This window comes from Arthrobacter sp. 2MCAF14 (assembly GCF_052115645.1).
Taxonomy (GTDB): domain Bacteria; phylum Actinomycetota; class Actinomycetes; order Actinomycetales; family Micrococcaceae; genus Arthrobacter.
The window spans coordinates 83644-99846 of the sequence record NZ_JBFRHB010000006.1; the positions used below are offsets into that span (position 1 = coordinate 83644).

At 65.7% G+C, this 16203-nt stretch carries 14 protein-coding genes and 1 riboswitch; of the genes, 6 read left to right on the forward strand and 8 right to left on the reverse strand.

Translation table 11 applies throughout. The features are described from left to right. The first annotated feature begins 60 nt into the window (after positions 1–60). Both AB4074_RS06895 and AB4074_RS06900 read left to right on the forward strand, forming a co-directional pair. Positions 61–438 carry a VOC family protein gene (locus AB4074_RS06895; protein WP_234752415.1) on the forward strand — a complete coding sequence of 126 codons (378 nt, stop codon included), beginning with the start codon at positions 61–63 and terminating at the stop codon, positions 436–438. A 54-nt stretch (positions 439–492) separates the two neighbouring features. After that, positions 493–1170, forward strand: coding sequence for an HAD-IA family hydrolase (locus AB4074_RS06900; protein ID WP_441412708.1), 678 nt, complete (start codon positions 493–495; stop codon positions 1168–1170). Positions 1171–1192: 22 nt separating this feature from the next. Here AB4074_RS06900 and AB4074_RS06905 read toward each other — a convergent pair whose 3' ends face one another. From AB4074_RS06905 to AB4074_RS06930, 6 genes are all read right to left on the reverse strand, one after another. Then, a complete protein-coding gene (locus AB4074_RS06905; RefSeq protein WP_441412709.1) occupies positions 1193–3283 on the reverse strand; it encodes an ArnT family glycosyltransferase in 2091 nt (696 codons plus the stop codon). Positions 3284–3289: 6 nt separating this feature from the next. Then, positions 3290–5353, reverse strand: coding sequence for an ArnT family glycosyltransferase (locus AB4074_RS06910; protein ID WP_441412710.1), 2064 nt, complete (start codon positions 5351–5353; stop codon positions 3290–3292). After that, positions 5350–6717 (reverse strand): glycosyltransferase, encoded by a 1368-nt coding sequence (locus AB4074_RS06915; RefSeq protein WP_441412711.1) that lies wholly within the window; start codon positions 6715–6717, stop codon positions 5350–5352. The genes AB4074_RS06910 and AB4074_RS06915 overlap by 4 nt, the downstream gene beginning before the upstream one ends. 160 nt (positions 6718–6877) lie before the next feature. Then, on the reverse strand, positions 6878–7627 hold the full coding sequence (locus AB4074_RS06920; protein WP_441412712.1) for a hypothetical protein: 750 nt from the start codon (positions 7625–7627) through the stop codon (positions 6878–6880). A 2-nt stretch (positions 7628–7629) separates the two neighbouring features. Next, positions 7630–7803: riboswitch (cyclic di-AMP (ydaO/yuaA leader) on the reverse strand. A gap of 164 nt (positions 7804–7967) precedes the next feature. Then, positions 7968–9446: an ATP-binding protein gene (locus AB4074_RS06925; protein ID WP_441412713.1), complete on the reverse strand. Its 1479-nt coding sequence runs from the start codon at positions 9444–9446 to the stop codon at positions 7968–7970. Between the two features lie 12 nt (positions 9447–9458). Further along, positions 9459–10199 carry a response regulator transcription factor gene (locus tag AB4074_RS06930; RefSeq protein ID WP_078106594.1) on the reverse strand — a complete coding sequence of 247 codons (741 nt, stop codon included), beginning with the start codon at positions 10197–10199 and terminating at the stop codon, positions 9459–9461. Positions 10200–10362: 163 nt separating this feature from the next. Here AB4074_RS06930 and AB4074_RS06935 point away from each other — a divergent pair, with 163 nt between their 5' ends. The 3 genes from AB4074_RS06935 (at position 10363) to AB4074_RS06945 (ending at position 13552) form a co-directional block, all read left to right on the forward strand. After that, positions 10363–11340, forward strand: a complete 978-nt coding sequence (locus tag AB4074_RS06935; RefSeq protein WP_441412714.1) for a hypothetical protein — start codon at positions 10363–10365, stop codon at positions 11338–11340. 665 nt (positions 11341–12005) lie between these two features. After that, a complete protein-coding gene (locus AB4074_RS06940) occupies positions 12006–12875 on the forward strand; it encodes a winged helix-turn-helix domain-containing protein (RefSeq protein ID WP_441412715.1) in 870 nt (289 codons plus the stop codon). 146 nt (positions 12876–13021) lie between these two features. Further along, the gene (locus tag AB4074_RS06945) at positions 13022–13552 is read left to right on the forward strand and encodes a SixA phosphatase family protein (RefSeq protein ID WP_437772382.1); all 531 of its coding nucleotides are present in this window, start codon (positions 13022–13024) and stop codon (positions 13550–13552) included. Between the two features lie 82 nt (positions 13553–13634). On the opposite strand, the gene AB4074_RS06950 is transcribed toward AB4074_RS06945, so the two are convergent. Further along, positions 13635–14591, reverse strand: coding sequence for a LysR family transcriptional regulator (locus AB4074_RS06950; RefSeq protein WP_441412716.1), 957 nt, complete (start codon positions 14589–14591; stop codon positions 13635–13637). 72 nt (positions 14592–14663) lie between these two features. On the opposite strand from AB4074_RS06950, the gene AB4074_RS06955 reads away from it, so the two are divergent. After that, positions 14664–15620 carry an EamA family transporter gene (locus AB4074_RS06955; protein ID WP_441412717.1) on the forward strand — a complete coding sequence of 319 codons (957 nt, stop codon included), beginning with the start codon at positions 14664–14666 and terminating at the stop codon, positions 15618–15620. On the opposite strand, the gene AB4074_RS06960 is transcribed toward AB4074_RS06955, so the two are convergent. Next, positions 15593–16192 (reverse strand): hypothetical protein, encoded by a 600-nt coding sequence (locus AB4074_RS06960; protein ID WP_441412718.1) that lies wholly within the window; start codon positions 16190–16192, stop codon positions 15593–15595. The two genes, AB4074_RS06955 and AB4074_RS06960, sit on opposite strands and share 28 nt — an antisense overlap. Positions 16193–16203 lie beyond the last annotated feature (11 nt).

A 16203-nucleotide genomic window follows, 5' to 3' on the forward strand; every position in this document is an offset into this window, starting at 1 on the left:
TGACCCCGCGTTGTGCTCCGCCCCTACCGGTTTTCGGGCTCCGCCGATAGCCTTTGGCGCATGGACTGGAAACTTGAACTTGTGTTTGTCCCTGTGTCCGACGTGGACCGCGCCAAGGATTTCTACGTCAACAAAGTGGGCTTCAACGCCGACTACGACGAGCGGCCCATGGACGGCATCCGCTTCGTCCAACTGACTCCGCCTGGCTCGGCCTGCTCCATCTGCATCGGCGAGGGCCTCAACGACGCCCCTCCCGGTACCGCCCCCAGCCTACAGATGGTGGTGGGTGACATCCAGGAGGCCCACAGCCAACTCAAGGCCAACGGCGTGGAAGTCAGCGACATCGATATCCAGGATTGGGGCCACTTTGTCTACTTCGCCGATCCGGACGGCAACAAGTGGGCCGTTCAGTACATCCCCAACAGGCCCAACGGCTAGGACTCACACTGTAAAAGTTGGGCCGCGGACCAGCTTCAACGGCAGGATGGATCCATGAACCTGCCTGCTGAAGCCGTGAAAACCCTGACCGTCCAGGCTGTCCTCTTCGATATGGACGGCACCTTGGTGGACTCCACCGCGATCGTGGAGCAAGTGTGGAGCGAATTCGCCGGCCGGTATGGACTGGACATCGAAGAGATCCTGCGGACTTCACACGGGGTCCAGGCCAAGGACACGGTGCGCCGTTTCGCCCCGGCCGGAGCTGACATCGACGCGCTCGCGGAGGAGCTCGGCGAGATGGAACGGACCCGGACGGACGGAATCGTGGCGTTGCCCGGATCAGCGGAACTGTTGCGGTCCTTGCCTGCCGATGCCGTCGCCATGGTCACCTCGGCCGATCGGATCCTCGCCGGGGTGCGCATGCAGGCGGCCGGACTCGAGATGCCCGCAACCACTGTCACCTCCGAGGCCGTGACCCGCGGCAAGCCTGACCCGGAAGGCTACCTCAGGGCAGCCGCGCTGCTGGGTGCCGAGCCGGCCGACGTCGTCGTCTTCGAAGATGCCCCGGCGGGTATCGCTTCCGCCCGTGCGGCCGGCATGCTAACCGTGGTGGTGGGCGACGCCGGCGGCGAGGCGGCGGATGGGCTGTTGCAGATCGCGGATTACTCAGCTATCACTGCCACGGCCAGTCTGGACGCTTCGGGCCGCCGGGTGATCGATCTTCGGTTCTAACGGCTCAGCCAGCCAGCCGCACTCAGCCCGCCAATGCGTACACCGTGGTGCCGCCGATGCTCTGTGCCTGGAAGTTCGCAGCCACCCATTGCGCGATCTGGGCAGGAGCTTCCGATCCGCTGTTCGCCTGCATGGTCCCGCCGGCGATGAAGTAATGGATCTTGCCCTGCGCCACGAGTTGCTGAAACTGTGCAAGCGTGGGGGACGGGTCCGTACCGTTGAAGCCCCCAACCGCCATGACGGGCAGTTCGGTGGCCAGCTGGTAGCCGGCGGCGTTGTTGGAACCCACGACGGCGGCCGCCCACGTGTAGTTCGAGGCGCCGGATTTGAGCGCGGCAACCATTCCCGACGACGGCGTCGTGGCACCGAGCAGGCCGCCCATGCCACCGCCTTGCCGGTTCCCGCCGAAGCCACCACCCAGGGCGCCCGGCTGCTGGAGGGTCTGGGGCGGGTTGTTCTGGGCTGCGTTGTTTTGGCTGGCTTGTCCGAAGCCGCCCCGGCCGCCGAAACCACCTGCTCCGAAGCCGCCGAACGTAGTCGTTGGACCGGCGCTGGGGATCGCGCCGCTGTGCGTCACGGAGGCGGTGGAGATCGAGTACGCCAGGGGGCCGGCGAGGGAGGCCACGAGGGCGAGTACCGCCGTCGTGCGCTGAAGGATGTGGGAGGTGAAGCGTCCCGAGAGCAGCAGCCCGGCCGCGGCTGCCAATGCGCCAAACAGCACCGCCCAGCGCAGCCACGGACCATACGCGGTGGTGCTGCCCAGGAGGCCGAAGGCGAGGAATCCCGCTGCGGCCACTGCCACGGCGAGCATGACCGCGGCGACGAGCTGCGCGCGGTGCTGCCACAAAAGCGCACCGCCCAAGCCCGCGAGTCCGGCAATGCCCGGAGCCAGGGCTACTGCGTAATAGGGATGGATGATGCCCGCCATGAAGCTGAATACGAGTCCGGTGACAAGGACCCACGAGCCCCACACGATGACCGAGGCCCGGACGGAATCCGTACGCGGGGCACGGCGGCCCAGCCACAGCAGCCCGGCCCCGAGGACCAGCACCGAGGGCAGCAACCACGCGATCTGGCCGCCGAACTCGCTGTTGAACATCCGGAACAGCCCGGGAACTCCCCAGCCGTTGCCGCCTCCCACGCTGCCGGTTTCCTGGCCGCTGAGCCTGCCCAGGCCGTTGTAACCGAGCGTCAGTTCCAGGATCGAGTTGTTCTGGGAGCCGCCGATGTACGGCCGCATGTTCGCCGGAATGAATTCGACGACGGCGAGCCACCAGCCGGCCGAGACCACCATGGCCGCCCCCGCCGCAAGCAGTCGAAGCAGGCGGCGCCCCACTCCGCCCGGCGCCGCAACCACATACGCCACCGCAAATCCAGGAACCACCAGAAGGACCTGGAGTTGCTTGGTCAGGAAACCGAAGCCTAGGAACACTCCCGCCAGCAGGAGCCAACGCAACTTGTTGTCCTGGACGGACCGAAGGGTGGCGTAGCCGGCGGCCGTCATGAGCAGCACCAGCAGGGCGTCCGGGTTGTTGAACCTGAACATGAGGGTGGCAACCGGCGCGATGGCCATGACGACGGCGGCCAGCAGCCCGGCCCGGTGGGCGAGCCGTGGATCGCCGGTGGCGGGGGCCGCGGCCCGTCGGACCGCCAGATAAAGCAACCATGCTGTCGCAACGCCCATGAGTGCCTCGGGAACCAGGATGCTCCAGGAGCTCAGCCCGAAGATCCGTACCGAGAGGCCCATGATCCAGAGCGACGCAGGAGGCTTGTCCACCGTGATGGAGTTGGCCGCGTCGGAGGATCCGAAGAACCACGCGGCCCAATTCTGCGAGCCGGCCTGGGCCGCGGCGGAATAGAACGGGTTGGCCCAGCCGGAAGCGCCGAGGTTCCAGAGATACAGGACCGCAGTTGCAAGGAGGACAATGCCGAGCTCCACGCGGTGACGCAGGGCATGCGGGCCATGGTTGGGGCGGGACTTTCGGGTCAAGCACGGCCGGGCGCGGCCACCCCCTCCCCGGGGAGCGGCCGTTTCCGCAGGATCCACCAACCGCGACGGCGGAGACGACTGCCCTGCCTTGGAGTCCGTGTCTGTGGAATAGGAAGTGGTCATCGGAATCTACTTTGTCAGCTTGTAGACGGTGGAGCTGCCCACCGTCTGCGCTTGGAAGTTGGCCTGTACCCAGGAGGCTACCTCGGAATTGCCGCCCTGGCCTCCGAATCCACCACCGCCACCCATACCGCCTCCTGCGATGTAGTAACCGATCTGTCCCTTGGCCACCATGTCCTGGAATTGTGCCAGGGTGGGGTATGGATCGCCGCCGTTCCAGCCACCGAGTGCGATCACGTTGGTGTTGGTGGCGAGCTCAAGGCTCGCGGCTTGGGTGGCACCGGAGACGATCGCCGACCACTTCGTGGTGGTGGATGTCAGCAGGGCGGTCAGTCCGGCGTCGGCCGTTCCCTCGGAACCAGGCCCTCCCGCCTGACCCGCGCCACCGGCTGCGCCGAACCCTCCAGCACGGTTTCCGAAGCCGCCCATCGCGGAACCGCTGGGTCCCGACGTCGGGATGGAACCGGAGTGCGCGGTAGCCGCCGTCGCGAGCGTCCACGCCGCTGTTCCGAGGCCGCCGGCCAGAAGGGAAACGACGACGACGGCCGCAGCCGCTGCGTTCCGGAACCGCCCCGCCGGCCGCAGTGAGTCGAGGCGAAGCAGGATTGCTGCGGCCGCCACGACACCCAGGACGACGATCACGATGCGCAACCACGGAAGCCATGACGCGTCGCGGCCCAGGAGAACCGCGGACCAGGCCGAACTGCCGAGGATTACCACGGCCAGGACGATCCTGGCGGGCCAATATCCGCGGCCACGCCACAACTCGACGCTGCCAATGCCTGCCAAGGCTGCGATTGCCGGTGCGAGAGCTACCGCGTAGTAGGGGTGGACGATGCCGCTCATGAAGCTGAAGACGCCGGCTGTGACCAGAAGCCAGCCGCCCCACAGGATGAGCGCGGCACGGGTGCGGGAGGATCGCGCTTCCCGGCGGGTGAACCACAGGCCGGCTGCCAGCAGAATCAGTGCAGCAGGGAGAAGCCAGGAGACCTCGGCGCCAAAGCTCGTGCCAAACATGCGGGCGATCCCGGCAGCTCCACCGAAACCGCTGTTGCCGCCACCGCCGCCGCCGCCGAACCCGCCGAGGCCGCCCCCGGCAGGTGCCCCGCCTCCGCCGGGCGTCCCTTCGCCCGAGCCAGTGATGCGGGACAGCCCGTTGTAGCCAAACGTCAGCTCAAGGAAACTGTTGGTTTGCGAACCTGCCATGTAAGGCCGGGCCGAAGCCGGGGTCAGCTGGAAGACCGCGACATAACTGCCGGCCACTACTGCGATACCGGCCAATGCGCCGAGCAGGTGCAGCAGCCTCCGCCGCAACGGGGTGGGTGCGGCCCAGAGGTACGCAAGTCCCAGTCCTGGAACGATCAGGAAACCCTGCAGCATTTTGCTCAGGAACGCGAGGCCCACCACGGCGCCGGCTGCGGCGAGCCACTTCCAGCCTGCCCGTTCGATGGCACGGGTAGTGAAGTAGGCCGCGAGTACCAGGCACAGGGTCAGCATGGCGTCGGGATTGTTGAAGCGGAACATGAGGGCCGCCACCGGGGTCAGTGCCAAAGCGCCGCCGGCCAACAAGCCAGCGCCTGGTCCGGAGACCCGCTTGACCGTCAAATAGAGGAAACCGACGGCGGCGACGCCCATCAGCGCCTCGGGAACCAGCATGCTCAGGGGTGAGAAGCCGAAGATCCGGCCTGCCAAAGCAGGGATCCACAAGGAAGCCGGCGGCTTGTCGACGGTGATGGCATTGCCGGCGTCGAGGGAACCGAACAGAAACGCGGTCCAGTCCTTGGTGCCGGCCTGGATGGCCGCGGCGTAGAAGGAGTTTCCGTAGCCGGTGGCCGCGAGGTTCCAGAGATACAGGAAGGCGGTGGCTACGAGGAGCCCGGCGGCGGATGGCCGCACCCAGCGGGGCTGCCGGCCAAAGGCGTATCGCGTCCAGCGGGGCGTGGCATCGGGGGTTGCGGGGCCGGTCGAGTGACGGCCCTGCGCTGCCTGGGCGGTCCCGACGGTGGCAGGAAGCTCGGCGCCAGCACTTCCGGCGGCGGATCCCGTGCTTGCAGGAGTGATCGTGGAGGTCATGATGCTGCCGTTTCTGTGCGCGGTTTGGCTTGTGTGGTGGGTGCAGTCGCCTGCGCAGCAGGCTGCCGGAAGACCCAAAGTCGGAACAACAGGAAGCGGACCGCAGTGGCGGCGAGGTTCGCTGCGACTACGGTGAGGAGCTCGCCCCAGCGGTCCGGCGTCGTCGTGCTGTGCACCAAGGCGAGTGCCCCGGAGGTGAGTGCGAGGCCGATCCCGAACACGATCAACCCCTCGAAGTGGTGCCGAACGGGATTGCCGCCCTGGATGCCGAAGGTGAAGCGCCGGTTGGCGCCGGTGTTGGCGATGGCCGTGACGAGCAGCGCCAGGAAGTTGGCCAGCTGCAGGTCCATGAAGCCGCGGCAGAACAGGAAGATGAGCACATAGGCGAGGGTGGACGCAGCGCCGATCGCGGCGAACCGAACCAGTTGCCCGAAAAGGCTGCTGCGCGGGTTCTGCTCGGCGGTGCGGGACGACGCCGGGAGCGGCCCGCGTGCAAGCGCTGCGCGCAATTCCGGAATGGGGATGCGGCCCGAGACGAGATCCCGGGTGAGCCGGACCATGCCGCGGATGTCGGCCAGGGCGGTGCGTACCACGTCGACGCTGGAATTGGGATCGTCGATCCAGTCAACGGGAACTTCGTGGACCCGGAGGCCGCAGCGTTCGGCGAGGACCAGGAGCTCAGTGTCGAAGAACCACGAGTTGTCCATGGTGTGGGGGAGGATCTGCTGTGCGACGTCTGCCCGGATCGCTTTGAAGCCGCACTGGGCATCGCTGAAGCGGGCGCCCATGAACGAGTGCAGCATCAGGTTGTAGCTGCGCGAAATGAACTCGCGCTTGGGGCCGCGGACAACCCGCGAGTTGCGTGTGAGACGTGTGCCAATCGCGAGGTCCGAATGGCCGGAGATGAGCGGCGCCAAAAGGGGCGCCAGTGCGGCGAGGTCCGTGGAAAGATCCACGTCCATGTACGCCAGAACCGGCGACGGCGATGCGAGCCACACCTTGCGAAGGGCGTTGCCGCGTCCTTTCTCCTCAAGATGGACAACCGCGAGCTCAGGCAGTTCCCTGGCCACGCGCTCCGCGATCTTCAAGGTGCTGTCCGTGCTCGCGTTGTCCGCCACGGTGATGCGGAAGCCATGAGGGAAGGATTCGCGCAAATGGCCGTGAAGCCTGCGCAGGCACTCTTCGAGGTCGCGTTCCTCGTTGAAGACGGGGATCGTGACATCGAGGATGGGGATGGCGGTGTGGGTGTCCACAGGGGCACGCCGTCCGCTGCGCTGGACGGGGGTCTTAGCCTGGATGGGAAGGCCCGGCGGCACCACCGCGGGGTCCTTCAGGGTTCCGGAGGTGGATTCGATGAGCGTCATGTATCCACAGTGCCGTCGCAGAATATGAAGGCTTTAGGCGGAACCTGTGACGTGGCTGTGGATGTACCACCGGCGTGGCAAATCACATGCCTGGCCAAAAAACGCAAAGGTCCGCCCCTGAAGGGACGGACCTCGATGTATTTTGCGCGTGGCTCTTGGTTTAGTACCAGTTATGGGCCAAGTGGAAGGACCATGCCGCGGACGGCGATCCGTAGCGTTCCTTGATGTAGTTCAGGCCCCAGCGGATCTGCGTCTGGTAGTTGGTCTGCCAGTCGGCGCCTTCGGATGCCATCTTTTCGGCCGGCAGCGACTGCCCAATGCCGTAAGCGCCACTGGAGGAGTTGGTGGCAGTGGTGCGCCAATCCGATTCCTTGTTCCACAAGGTGATCAGGGCTGACATCTCGCCCTGTCCCCAACCGTAGGAGGGAAGGATGCTTGCGGCATAGGACTGGGCGCCGGAGGGATCATCGACGGCGACGGGAGCGGCCGGAGCCGCCGGAGCGGGGGGTGCAACGGGGGCAGGGGGTGCCACGGGCGTGGCCGGTGCGGCAGCCTGGGCCGCGACGGCGGCCGGACCGGGGGCGGATGCTTGGCTCGGCGTCGGCGTGGCGCTGGGCTTGGGGCTCGCGCTCGCCGACGGCGTGGCGGTGGCCGACGGCGTGGCTGAGTGGTCTGCCGTGCGGGATTCGGACGTGCGGCTCATGTCCTGGGCATTGATGGCTTGACCGGCGGCCTGGGTGGCGGCACCTGCACCGAGGAACACGGCAACGACGCTGGCAACAACTGCCATGCGCTGGCCGGTGCCGAGGTTCGACGCGGCTCGCCTCAAAGTGGAGCGTGACTTGTTATTCCGGGCAGGTTCGCCGCGGTGGCGCGCAACAGGGCGCGACTGATTCCTTGAATCAGACATGGTGATTGCCTCTCGACGCCTGCGGAGTTAGCTGTCGGATTCGGATGAGGTCATCCGGCCGTGGCCACAACGGAACGTGGCGGTACGGCTTCACCCCTAGGGCTGGCTCAACATGAGCGCTTGCCCGGAGACCTGGGTCCCCCGTCTCTGCCTGGACTGATGGGCACCGGGAAGTGGCAGAGCTCGGCGCCTACCCGGCGGTGGCCGGAATGATCCAGCGCACCCATTCGACGGTACAGGAGGATCTTACTTAAGTCACATTTAGGTAACGGAGGTCACGACGTCGGTGCGTCGACTTGCGCTCGCCGCGCACCGGCGTCGTGCCCTCCAGGGCGGCCTTTCAGGCCGTGGCGGTCCTGAGCGCCGGAAGCCGCACCGCGAACTCCGTCCGTCCGGGCCGCGAGGCCACTTCGACCGTGCCGCCATGCGCCTGGACAATGGATTCCACGATCGACAAGCCGAGCCCGGACGTGCCCTCGGAACCGGAGCGGGCGGCGTCGGCACGGGCGAAGCGCGAGAAGATCCTGCCCTGGAATTCAGGCGGGATGCCCGGCCCGTTGTCAGTCACGGTCACCACGGCGCTGCCGTCGGCGGACCGCATGACGCCGGTGACCACGGTGGTTCCCGCCTCCGTGTGCTTGCGGGCGTTGGAGAGCAGATTCGCCAAAACCTGGTGGAGTTGAGTGGTGTCGCCGCGGACCGTGAGGGGCTCGTCCGGGAGCTTGAGCTGCCAGATGTGACCTGGGGCCATGACTTTCTCGTCGCTGACGGTTTCGATCACCAACTGCGTGAGATCCACATCGGTGAACTCTGGGGCCTTCCCTTCGTCCAGCCGGGCCAACAAGAGGAGGTCCTCCACGAGGGTGGTCATGCGTTCCGACTGGCTCTGCACCCGGCCCAGCGACTTGCGCCCGTCCTCGGTGAACGTCTCTGTCATGCGCAAGAGCTCGGTGTAGCCGCGGATGGCGGTCAGCGGAGTGCGCAGCTCGTGGGACGCGTCGGCCACGAACTGGCGCACCTTTGTTTCGCTTTGCTGGCGCGCCTCTAGGGCGCTGGACACGTTGTCCAACATCAAGTTCAAAGCATGGCCGACGCTTCCCACTTCCGTGCTCGGGTGGGCCGCCGACGCCGGAACGCGCACAGCGAGTGCCACCTCACCGGCGTCGAGCGGAAGCTTCGACACCTTCGTGGCGACGTCGGAGAGCTGCTCCAAGGGGCGCATGGTGCGGCGGATCAGTACGGTTCCGGCCAGCCCGATCAGGACCAGTCCGCCCAAGGAAACCAGCACCATGGTCCAGACGAGCGAGGCCTCGGTGTCCTCTTTCGAGGCGAGCGGCAGCCCCGTGATGACAACATCGCCGTAGGGAGTTTCGGTGGCCACCAGCCGGTAGCCGCCATTGGACAGGGTGCGATCAACCGGGCGGCCATCGGAGGGGAGCGCCGACAGGATTCGAGCGTCGCTGGGCGACAACGGCGCACGGGTGGCATCGGAGGACAGGAATCCAGCATCGGTGCTCACCTGACCTGCGAGAATACGCGCATTCAGGGTGCCGATGCTCTGGCCCCGGGGGTCCAAGGGGTCCGGACGGCCGCCAGGGTTGCCTTGCGGCGGGCGGCCATGGGAGGCCTGCGCCAATTGCTGGTCCAGCTGTTTCGTGAGGAACACATCCATGGAGGCGTAGCTGACCACACCGACGGCACCGCAGATGGCCACGAGGAGTGCCATGGAGAGAAGGATCAAGCGCGTGCGCAAGTGCCAGGTTGAAGGATTGAACCAGCTGTGGTCGGTCTGGCGGGGGATACCCGAGAGTGCGGACATTCGGAGCCCCGGCTATTCGGCGGGTTTGATGACGTAGCCTGCTCCGCGCACCGTGTGGATCATGGGCGGGTGGTTGGCCTCGATCTTCTTGCGCAGGTATGAGATGTAAAGCTCCACAATGTTGGCTTGCCCGCCGAAATCGTAGTCCCACACGCGGTCAAGGATCTGGGCCTTGCTGACCACGCGCTTGGGATTCTCCATGAGGTAGCGGAGGAGCTCGAACTGGGTCGCCGTGAGCGGAATGTCTTCGCCGCCGCGGGTAACTTCTCGTGTGTCTACGTTCAGGGTCAAGTCACCTACAACCAGTTCGGCCGTGTCCATCGCGGCCACGCCTGAGCGTTGGACCAAGCGGTGCAGGCGCAGCAGGACTTCCTCCATGCTGAACGGCTTGGTGACATAGTCGTCGCCGCCGGCGGCCAACCCGACGATGCGGTCCTGCACGTCATCCTTGGCGGTGAGGAAGAGCGCAGGCACCTCAGGCGCAAAGGCGCGGATCCTCCCCAGCAGCTCTACGCCGTCGAACCCTGGAAGCATCACGTCCAGCACGAGGACATCCGGACGGAAGTCCTTGGCGAGCTTTACCGCAGCCGGACCGTCGCCGGCCACGGCCACCGACCAACCCGCCATGCGCAGCCCCATACTCATGAGCTCGGCGAGGCTGGGTTCGTCGTCCACCACAAGGGCGCGGATAGGAGAACCGTCCGGGTGGCTGAGCTGCGGAAGGTTATTGGTCATGGAGTGCGAGGATGCCATGGGACAACTCTCCAATCTGCCGGTTTGCCAGTGCTTTGCCGTTGCTGTGAGCACCCTGTGAGTCCCAGCCTAGCCACCTGTCGGGAGGTTGTTCCGGTTCCAGCAGAATCCGACACCATACCGAGCGGCAGGTCACAGGCAAGCCTGCAGTTCGACACAGCCAATGCACAGCAAAGCGGCTGACGCTGTTTGGGACAAGAACAAGCACGACCAAACAGCCTCGATTTCGATGGAGAACACCATGGATCAGCAAAACAACCCCTCCGTACCTGGTTCCGAGCCGGAGAACGGGCACCCGCAGCCGGTGATCCGCCCCCTTGATGATTCTGCGCAGCCTGGTGCTGGGCAGCCTGCCGCGGGGTGGGGTGCTCCGCAGCCGCCGGTGAACCAGCAGCCTGGGCAGCCTGCCGCCGGGTGGGGTGCTCCGCAGCCGCCGGTGCACCAGCAGCCTGGGCAGCCTGCCGCCGGGTGGGGTGCTCCGCAGCCGCCGGTGCACCAGCAGCCTGGGCAGCCTGCCGCCGGGTGGGGTGCTCCGCAGCAATACAACTCCGCACAGCCCCGGCCTTCGTTTTTCAAGAATTGGAGCCTGAAGAAGGGGCTCATTGTTGGCGGCGTCGCGGTCGTGGTCGCCGCGGCGGCAGGGGCCGGTGCTTACGCCGCCGGAAACGGGACCGCGGCAGCAGATACCACCAACGCGCAGGGACCGGGGGCCGGGCAGAACGGCCAGGGCGGATTCGGCGGCCCGGGTGGGACGAACGCGGGCCCGGGCGGGCTCGGCGTGGGCATGGGCGGCCTGAACGCTGCGGTCCACTCCGAGTATGTGGTCCTCCAAAACGGCAGCTACGTCACCATGGCAGGCCAGCTGGGTACGGTCACTGACATCTCGGCGAGCTCCATGACCGTCAAGAGCGACGACGGATTCACCCGCACTTATTCGCTTGGAACGGACGTCGTGGTAGCGGAAGGCGTCCGGCAACGCGGAAGCGGAACCACCGGCTCCACCTTGACCCTCGCCGATGTGAAATCCGGATCCAGCGTGAGGGTCACTGCGCTCAAGGAATCCGACAAGTACACGGCCCAGTCCATCCAGATCGTCACTGCCACCACCTCAAGTACCCAAGGAACCGGCACCACCAACTAGCGACGGGTGCTGCTTGGCTCCGTCGTGACCTTCTTTGCCCCGCTTTGGCCTCAGAATGACGCAACTCGCCGTGTCGCAAGCGCTTTCCGAATTCAAAGAAGGTCACGACGGCGCGTCCGCCGGGGCGATTGCAAGGGACCTAGCAGAGGATTTGCCAAAGAATTTTCACAGGACGCAAACCCACGATTGGACAAGGGTTGTTTCATATCTCGAGATTCAAAGGCAAGCGCATGACGTGACTTAAGATTCAAAGAATGATCTTTCCATCAAATTTTATTCGAATATTTCGTGAGCAACAGCCAGTATGACGAACGAGAACGAGTCACATTTGGACATGTGTGAATTGTGATGTGCGGCACAATAGTCCGATTCGTCTCAAAATGTGGACGCTTCCGCCCTTTGTTACTTGCAAGTTCCCTTTGTTACGTTGCACACTTCAAATGTGAACAAGAACTCAACAGCATCTGCAGCCGCAGCGATCGAGCCCAGCGCACCCGCTGGTTTTTCGATGAGCTGTTGTCGAATGCATGCCTAACTTCAGACCCCAAGAGGTTTCAGGCATTCGCCCCCTGCCCAGCGTCGGGCGCCCCTCCCCATCTCATTGCGGGGACCAGACCAGCATTCGAAGCCGCGATGACGGCTATTCACTTTGAGGTAAGCAATCCATGTCAGTTGCATCCGGATACGTCCACATCTCCGTCCGTAACGCCAATAAGGCCGCGTCGAACGCCGGCCTGCGTCCCGGCTTCGGCAACCGCCCGGCCTACGCCCAGCCCGCACCGCAGGGTGGCAGCCAGGCGCCCGGTTACGTCCCCCAGGGCTATAACCCCAACTCCTACGGCCAGCTCCGCGCTGTTCCCGCCAACGAGGCCTCGCCGATGACTGCACCCACGCCCGTCCTGGCGCCAGCGGACCGTTCCCTCCGCCCCGTTGCAAATGACAATGTGGCCCGCGGGTTCGTGCTCTACATGGGCATCGACGAAGACACCGCCGCGGCCGCGGGAACGTCCATCGCCAAGCTTGCCCAGGAAATCCGGGCCTACGCGCAGTCCCTCGTTTCCGGTGCCGAGAGCTATGCCGCCGTCGCGGTTGCCCCGGCCAGTGCGCCAGGTTCCGCGCTCGACGTCGTCCGCTCGACTTTCGGTGACCCGACCGTTGGCAACCGCCAGCGCGCTGAGGCGCTCCGCCCGCAGCCTGCCCAGGAAGCCCGCCCGTCCGGCGTCTTGATCGACCTCGCCCGTCGTGAAGTGCACCTCGACGGCGAATCGCTGAACCTCACGTTCAAGGAATTCGAGCTCCTCAACTACCTCGTCGAGAACGGCACCCGCACCGTGGGCCGCGATGAACTTCTCGAGGGCCTCTGGCGCAACGCCGAAGAGGTCCCCAACGAGCGCACCATCGACGTCCACATCCGGCGCCTCCGCTCCAAGCTCGGGCGCCTCGCAAACACGGTCCGCACGGTGCGCGGCCAGGGCTACCGCTTCTATGAGCACCCCGAGGTCATCGTCTGGGCCGCTCCGGAATACTCGATCTAGTCTCAACCCGCTCGAGGCGCCCGCCCCCTGCAAAGGTGGCGGGCGCTTTTGCTTGCGCGGCCCACCCGACTGACTCGCATTTGTTGTCGTTTACAGGCGTCAAAACGACAATAAATGCGAGCTAGTTGGGATAGTAGGGTGGGGGGATGAGCGAGCATCACATTAAGCGGCTGGTGATCATGCGGCATGCGAAGTCGGACTGGCCTCTCGGGGTGCCGGACCATGAGCGCCCCCTTGCCGAGCGTGGCCACCGGGAGGCTCCCCTTGCCGGAAAATGGCTCCTCAAACACCATGTGATTCCGGACTTCATCCTGTGTTCGTCCTCGCTGCGGACCCGGCAGACCTGTACTTGGGTGTGCAGCGAGCTTGGGGACAAGGCCCCGACGCCGAAACTCGAGGACGGACTATACGCCGCCTCCGCACAGCGCATGTTGACCGTCATCAACCATGTGCCGGAAACCGTCACCACGCTCATGATCTTCTCCCACATGCCCGGCGTGCAGGACCTCGCGATGCACTTGGCGTCCCGCGACTCGGACCATGACGCCTACATGGATGCCGCAACGCGTTACCCCACGAGCGCCATGACCGTGATGGAACTCGAAAAGCCGTGGGCTGAACTCGATGGCCAGGATGCACGGCTGACCCACTTCGCAGTGCCCCGCCCGAAGAAATAGCCCCGTCGCGCGAACTGGCAGCTAATGCCCATTGCCGCGCCGCCAGAGGGCATCTGCTGCCAGTTCGCGCGGATAGTCCGAGCTAGCCCACCTCGAGGCCAGCCGCCACGTCCTGAAGCAGGCGCACGACGTGGCGGATGCTGGGGCTTGCCGTCATGGTCTTCCGGTACACGATTCCCACCTGGCGTTGCTGCATCGGATTGACCACGGGAACCGCGACCACTCCGGTGGGGAGCTCGGGCCTGCCGAGCCGGGGCACGAGCGCCACCGCAACACCCTGCTGGACCATTGCGATGTGCGTGGAAAAGTCGGGGTCGTAGATGCGGATGTCCGGCACCCGCCCCAGGCCTGCGAGGATCGCCAGCAACGCCTCATTGCAGATGGCGCCGGCCGGCGTGCTGATCCAGCGTTCATCCACCAGGTCGGAGGGCTCGACGGCGGTCCGCCCGGCCAGCGGGTGCGCTGAGTTCAGCAGGACGTCGGCGGTGTCGAGGCAGAGGTCCTCGTGGACCATGTTCTCCGGAATCACCAAGGGCACCGAGTGCCAGTTGTGCACGACGCCGAGATCGGCTTCACCGGTTGCGACCCTTTGGACGGCCTCGCGCGGGTCCTCGGCCACCACCCGGATTTCAAGCCCGGAGCCGCCAAGCCCGGAGCTCCCCGCGGCCGAAGCGGCGGCAACAGCCTGATCTGAGCCAAGTTTCCGCAGCATCGGACCCACCAGCCCGCGGCAAGCCGTTGAGAACCCGACGAGCCGAAGCACTCCGCTCGGCTTCGCGGGGTCGGCGAGCAAGGTGGCCTGTAGCTCCTCCAACTCGCCCAGGATCCGGCGTCCGTACTCGGCCAATGCCATGCCGCGGTCGGTCAGCAGTACGCCGCGGCCATGCCGCTCCAGGACGGTGACACCGCTCTGCTTCTCGAGCTTCTTGATCTGCTGGGAGACCGCTGAGGGGCTGAAGCCCATGGCTTCCGAGGCCGCCACTACCGAGCCTTGCTGTTCAACTGCTACGAGGGCCCGTAGCGCCGCAATCTCAATCATGAAGCAAACGTACATGATTGGATGCAGAATTCAACGCTGGTGCTTCATTCACTTGACTGTCAGAGTTGAATCGTGAATATCCGACACTCAGCACTCGCCGTCCTTGTCGCCGTCCTTTGGGGCCTGAATTTCGTCGCGATCGACTTTGGCCTCCACCCCGCAAGCGGGAATGGCGGCAACGGGAGCGGTGGCTCGGCCGACGTGCCCCCGCTGCTGTTCGTCGCCATCCGCTTCCTGCTGGTGGTGTTCCCCTGCATCTTCTTCGTCCGCAAACCGGACGTCAGCTGGAAGGCGATCGTCGGCGTCGGGCTCTTTATGAGCGCCGGGCAGTTCGGCCTTCTCTACCTGGGCATGGCGCTTGGGATGCCTGCCGGGCTCGCCTCGCTTGTGCTGCAGGCGCAAGTGCTCCTGACAGTGCTTTTGGCGGCCCGGTTCCTCGGGGAGCGGCCGAGCAAGCGCCAACTGACCGGAGTGGTTCTGGGTGTCGCAGGGCTCGCCCTCGTAGCGGTGGGTCGAAGTTTGGTGGCCCCGGTGGTGCCGCTCATGATTGTGCTCGCAGCGGCGTTGTCCTGGGCCGCGGGAAACATCATCGCACGCAAGGCCAAGGCGGCCTCGGGACTAGGGCTGGTGGTCTGGTCCGGGGCGGTTGTCCCGTTGCCGCTTGCGGGCTTGTCGCTGATCATGGACGGGCCGGCCGCCGTCGTCGGGACCCTCACCAACCTTCAGCCGGCGACCATCTTGAGCGCCCTGTACACCGCCATTTTCGCGTCGCTGGTGGGCTATGGCATCTGGAACCGGCTGCTTAGCCTCTACCCGAGCTCGGCCGTGGTGCCCTTCACGTTGTTGGTCCCGGTGGTGGGAATGACCGCGGCGTGGCTGCTCATCTCAGAGGTCCCGACGACGGCGGAACTGGTTGGCGGCCTCCTCCTGCTGGGCGGTGTGGCGACTGCCGTGCTGCAGCGACGCGCGAAGCCTGGGGAGCTGGCGGCGCCCGACGTGCGTCAGCGCTTGGGTGCCGGCCTGCGCTGAGCGGGCGATCCCGACGGCGGGCGCTTGGCGGAGGCGGCCGGGGTGCGCGGTGCCGGGCGCTTCACAGCTCCCGACGCCGGACGGGCGGCCGGCCGCTGGGCGGGCCTGGCGGGTACCGGGGAAGGACGCGAAGCTGGCCGGGGCGCCGGCCGCCGGGCAGCCGTACGGGCCGCTGCCTTCGAACGGCGGGATGGCCACACCGCCCCCACGAACAAGACCAGCAGGGAGCTGCATCCGGCAAGTGCGGCGAGGTAGAAGTAGATGTCCGAATCCTTGGTGCTCACGGCGCTGCCCAGGGCATTCTCGTCCTGGTTGAAGGCGAGCCCCCACATGCGCAGGAACGCGATTCCGAACCCGATGAAAAGGATCGTCGAAATGGCTCCGAGAACCAGCATGAAGTACCTGCGACGGGTGAAAACTTCGGCGACGCACGCCAGATAGCCGATCGCCAGGACCCCAAGGAAGATGTACATCACAGTTTCGTCAAGGGTGATGGCGAGGAGCACCAGCAAACCAGCGGACACCACGGCAGAGATGATCGCTAGCTTTCCACTGTTCCCCATGTGACGCATGGGATTAATCA

Excerpts from the sequence above, each read along its gene's own strand:
- AB4074_RS06945 (WP_437772382.1), top strand. The coding sequence starts at position 13,022 with ATGAGCGAGCATCACATTAAGCGGCTGGTGATCATGCGGCATGCGAAG.
- AB4074_RS06910 (WP_441412710.1), bottom strand. The coding sequence starts at position 5,353 with ATGACCTCCACGATCACTCCTGCAAGCACGGGATCCGCCGCCGGAAGT.
- AB4074_RS06940 (WP_441412715.1), top strand. The coding sequence starts at position 12,006 with ATGTCAGTTGCATCCGGATACGTCCACATCTCCGTCCGTAACGCCAAT.
- AB4074_RS06930 (WP_078106594.1), bottom strand. The coding sequence starts at position 10,199 with ATGGCATCCTCGCACTCCATGACCAATAACCTTCCGCAGCTCAGCCAC.
- AB4074_RS06925 (WP_441412713.1), bottom strand. The coding sequence starts at position 9,446 with ATGTCCGCACTCTCGGGTATCCCCCGCCAGACCGACCACAGCTGGTTC.
- AB4074_RS06960 (WP_441412718.1), bottom strand. The coding sequence starts at position 16,192 with ATGCGTCACATGGGGAACAGTGGAAAGCTAGCGATCATCTCTGCCGTG.
- AB4074_RS06900 (WP_441412708.1), top strand. The coding sequence starts at position 493 with ATGAACCTGCCTGCTGAAGCCGTGAAAACCCTGACCGTCCAGGCTGTC.
- AB4074_RS06920 (WP_441412712.1), bottom strand. The coding sequence starts at position 7,627 with ATGTCTGATTCAAGGAATCAGTCGCGCCCTGTTGCGCGCCACCGCGGC.
- AB4074_RS06935 (WP_441412714.1), top strand. The coding sequence starts at position 10,363 with ATGCACAGCAAAGCGGCTGACGCTGTTTGGGACAAGAACAAGCACGAC.
- AB4074_RS06915 (WP_441412711.1), bottom strand. The coding sequence starts at position 6,717 with ATGACGCTCATCGAATCCACCTCCGGAACCCTGAAGGACCCCGCGGTG.
- AB4074_RS06950 (WP_441412716.1), bottom strand. The coding sequence starts at position 14,591 with ATGATTGAGATTGCGGCGCTACGGGCCCTCGTAGCAGTTGAACAGCAA.
- AB4074_RS06905 (WP_441412709.1), bottom strand. The coding sequence starts at position 3,283 with ATGACCACTTCCTATTCCACAGACACGGACTCCAAGGCAGGGCAGTCG.
- AB4074_RS06895 (WP_234752415.1), top strand. The coding sequence starts at position 61 with ATGGACTGGAAACTTGAACTTGTGTTTGTCCCTGTGTCCGACGTGGAC.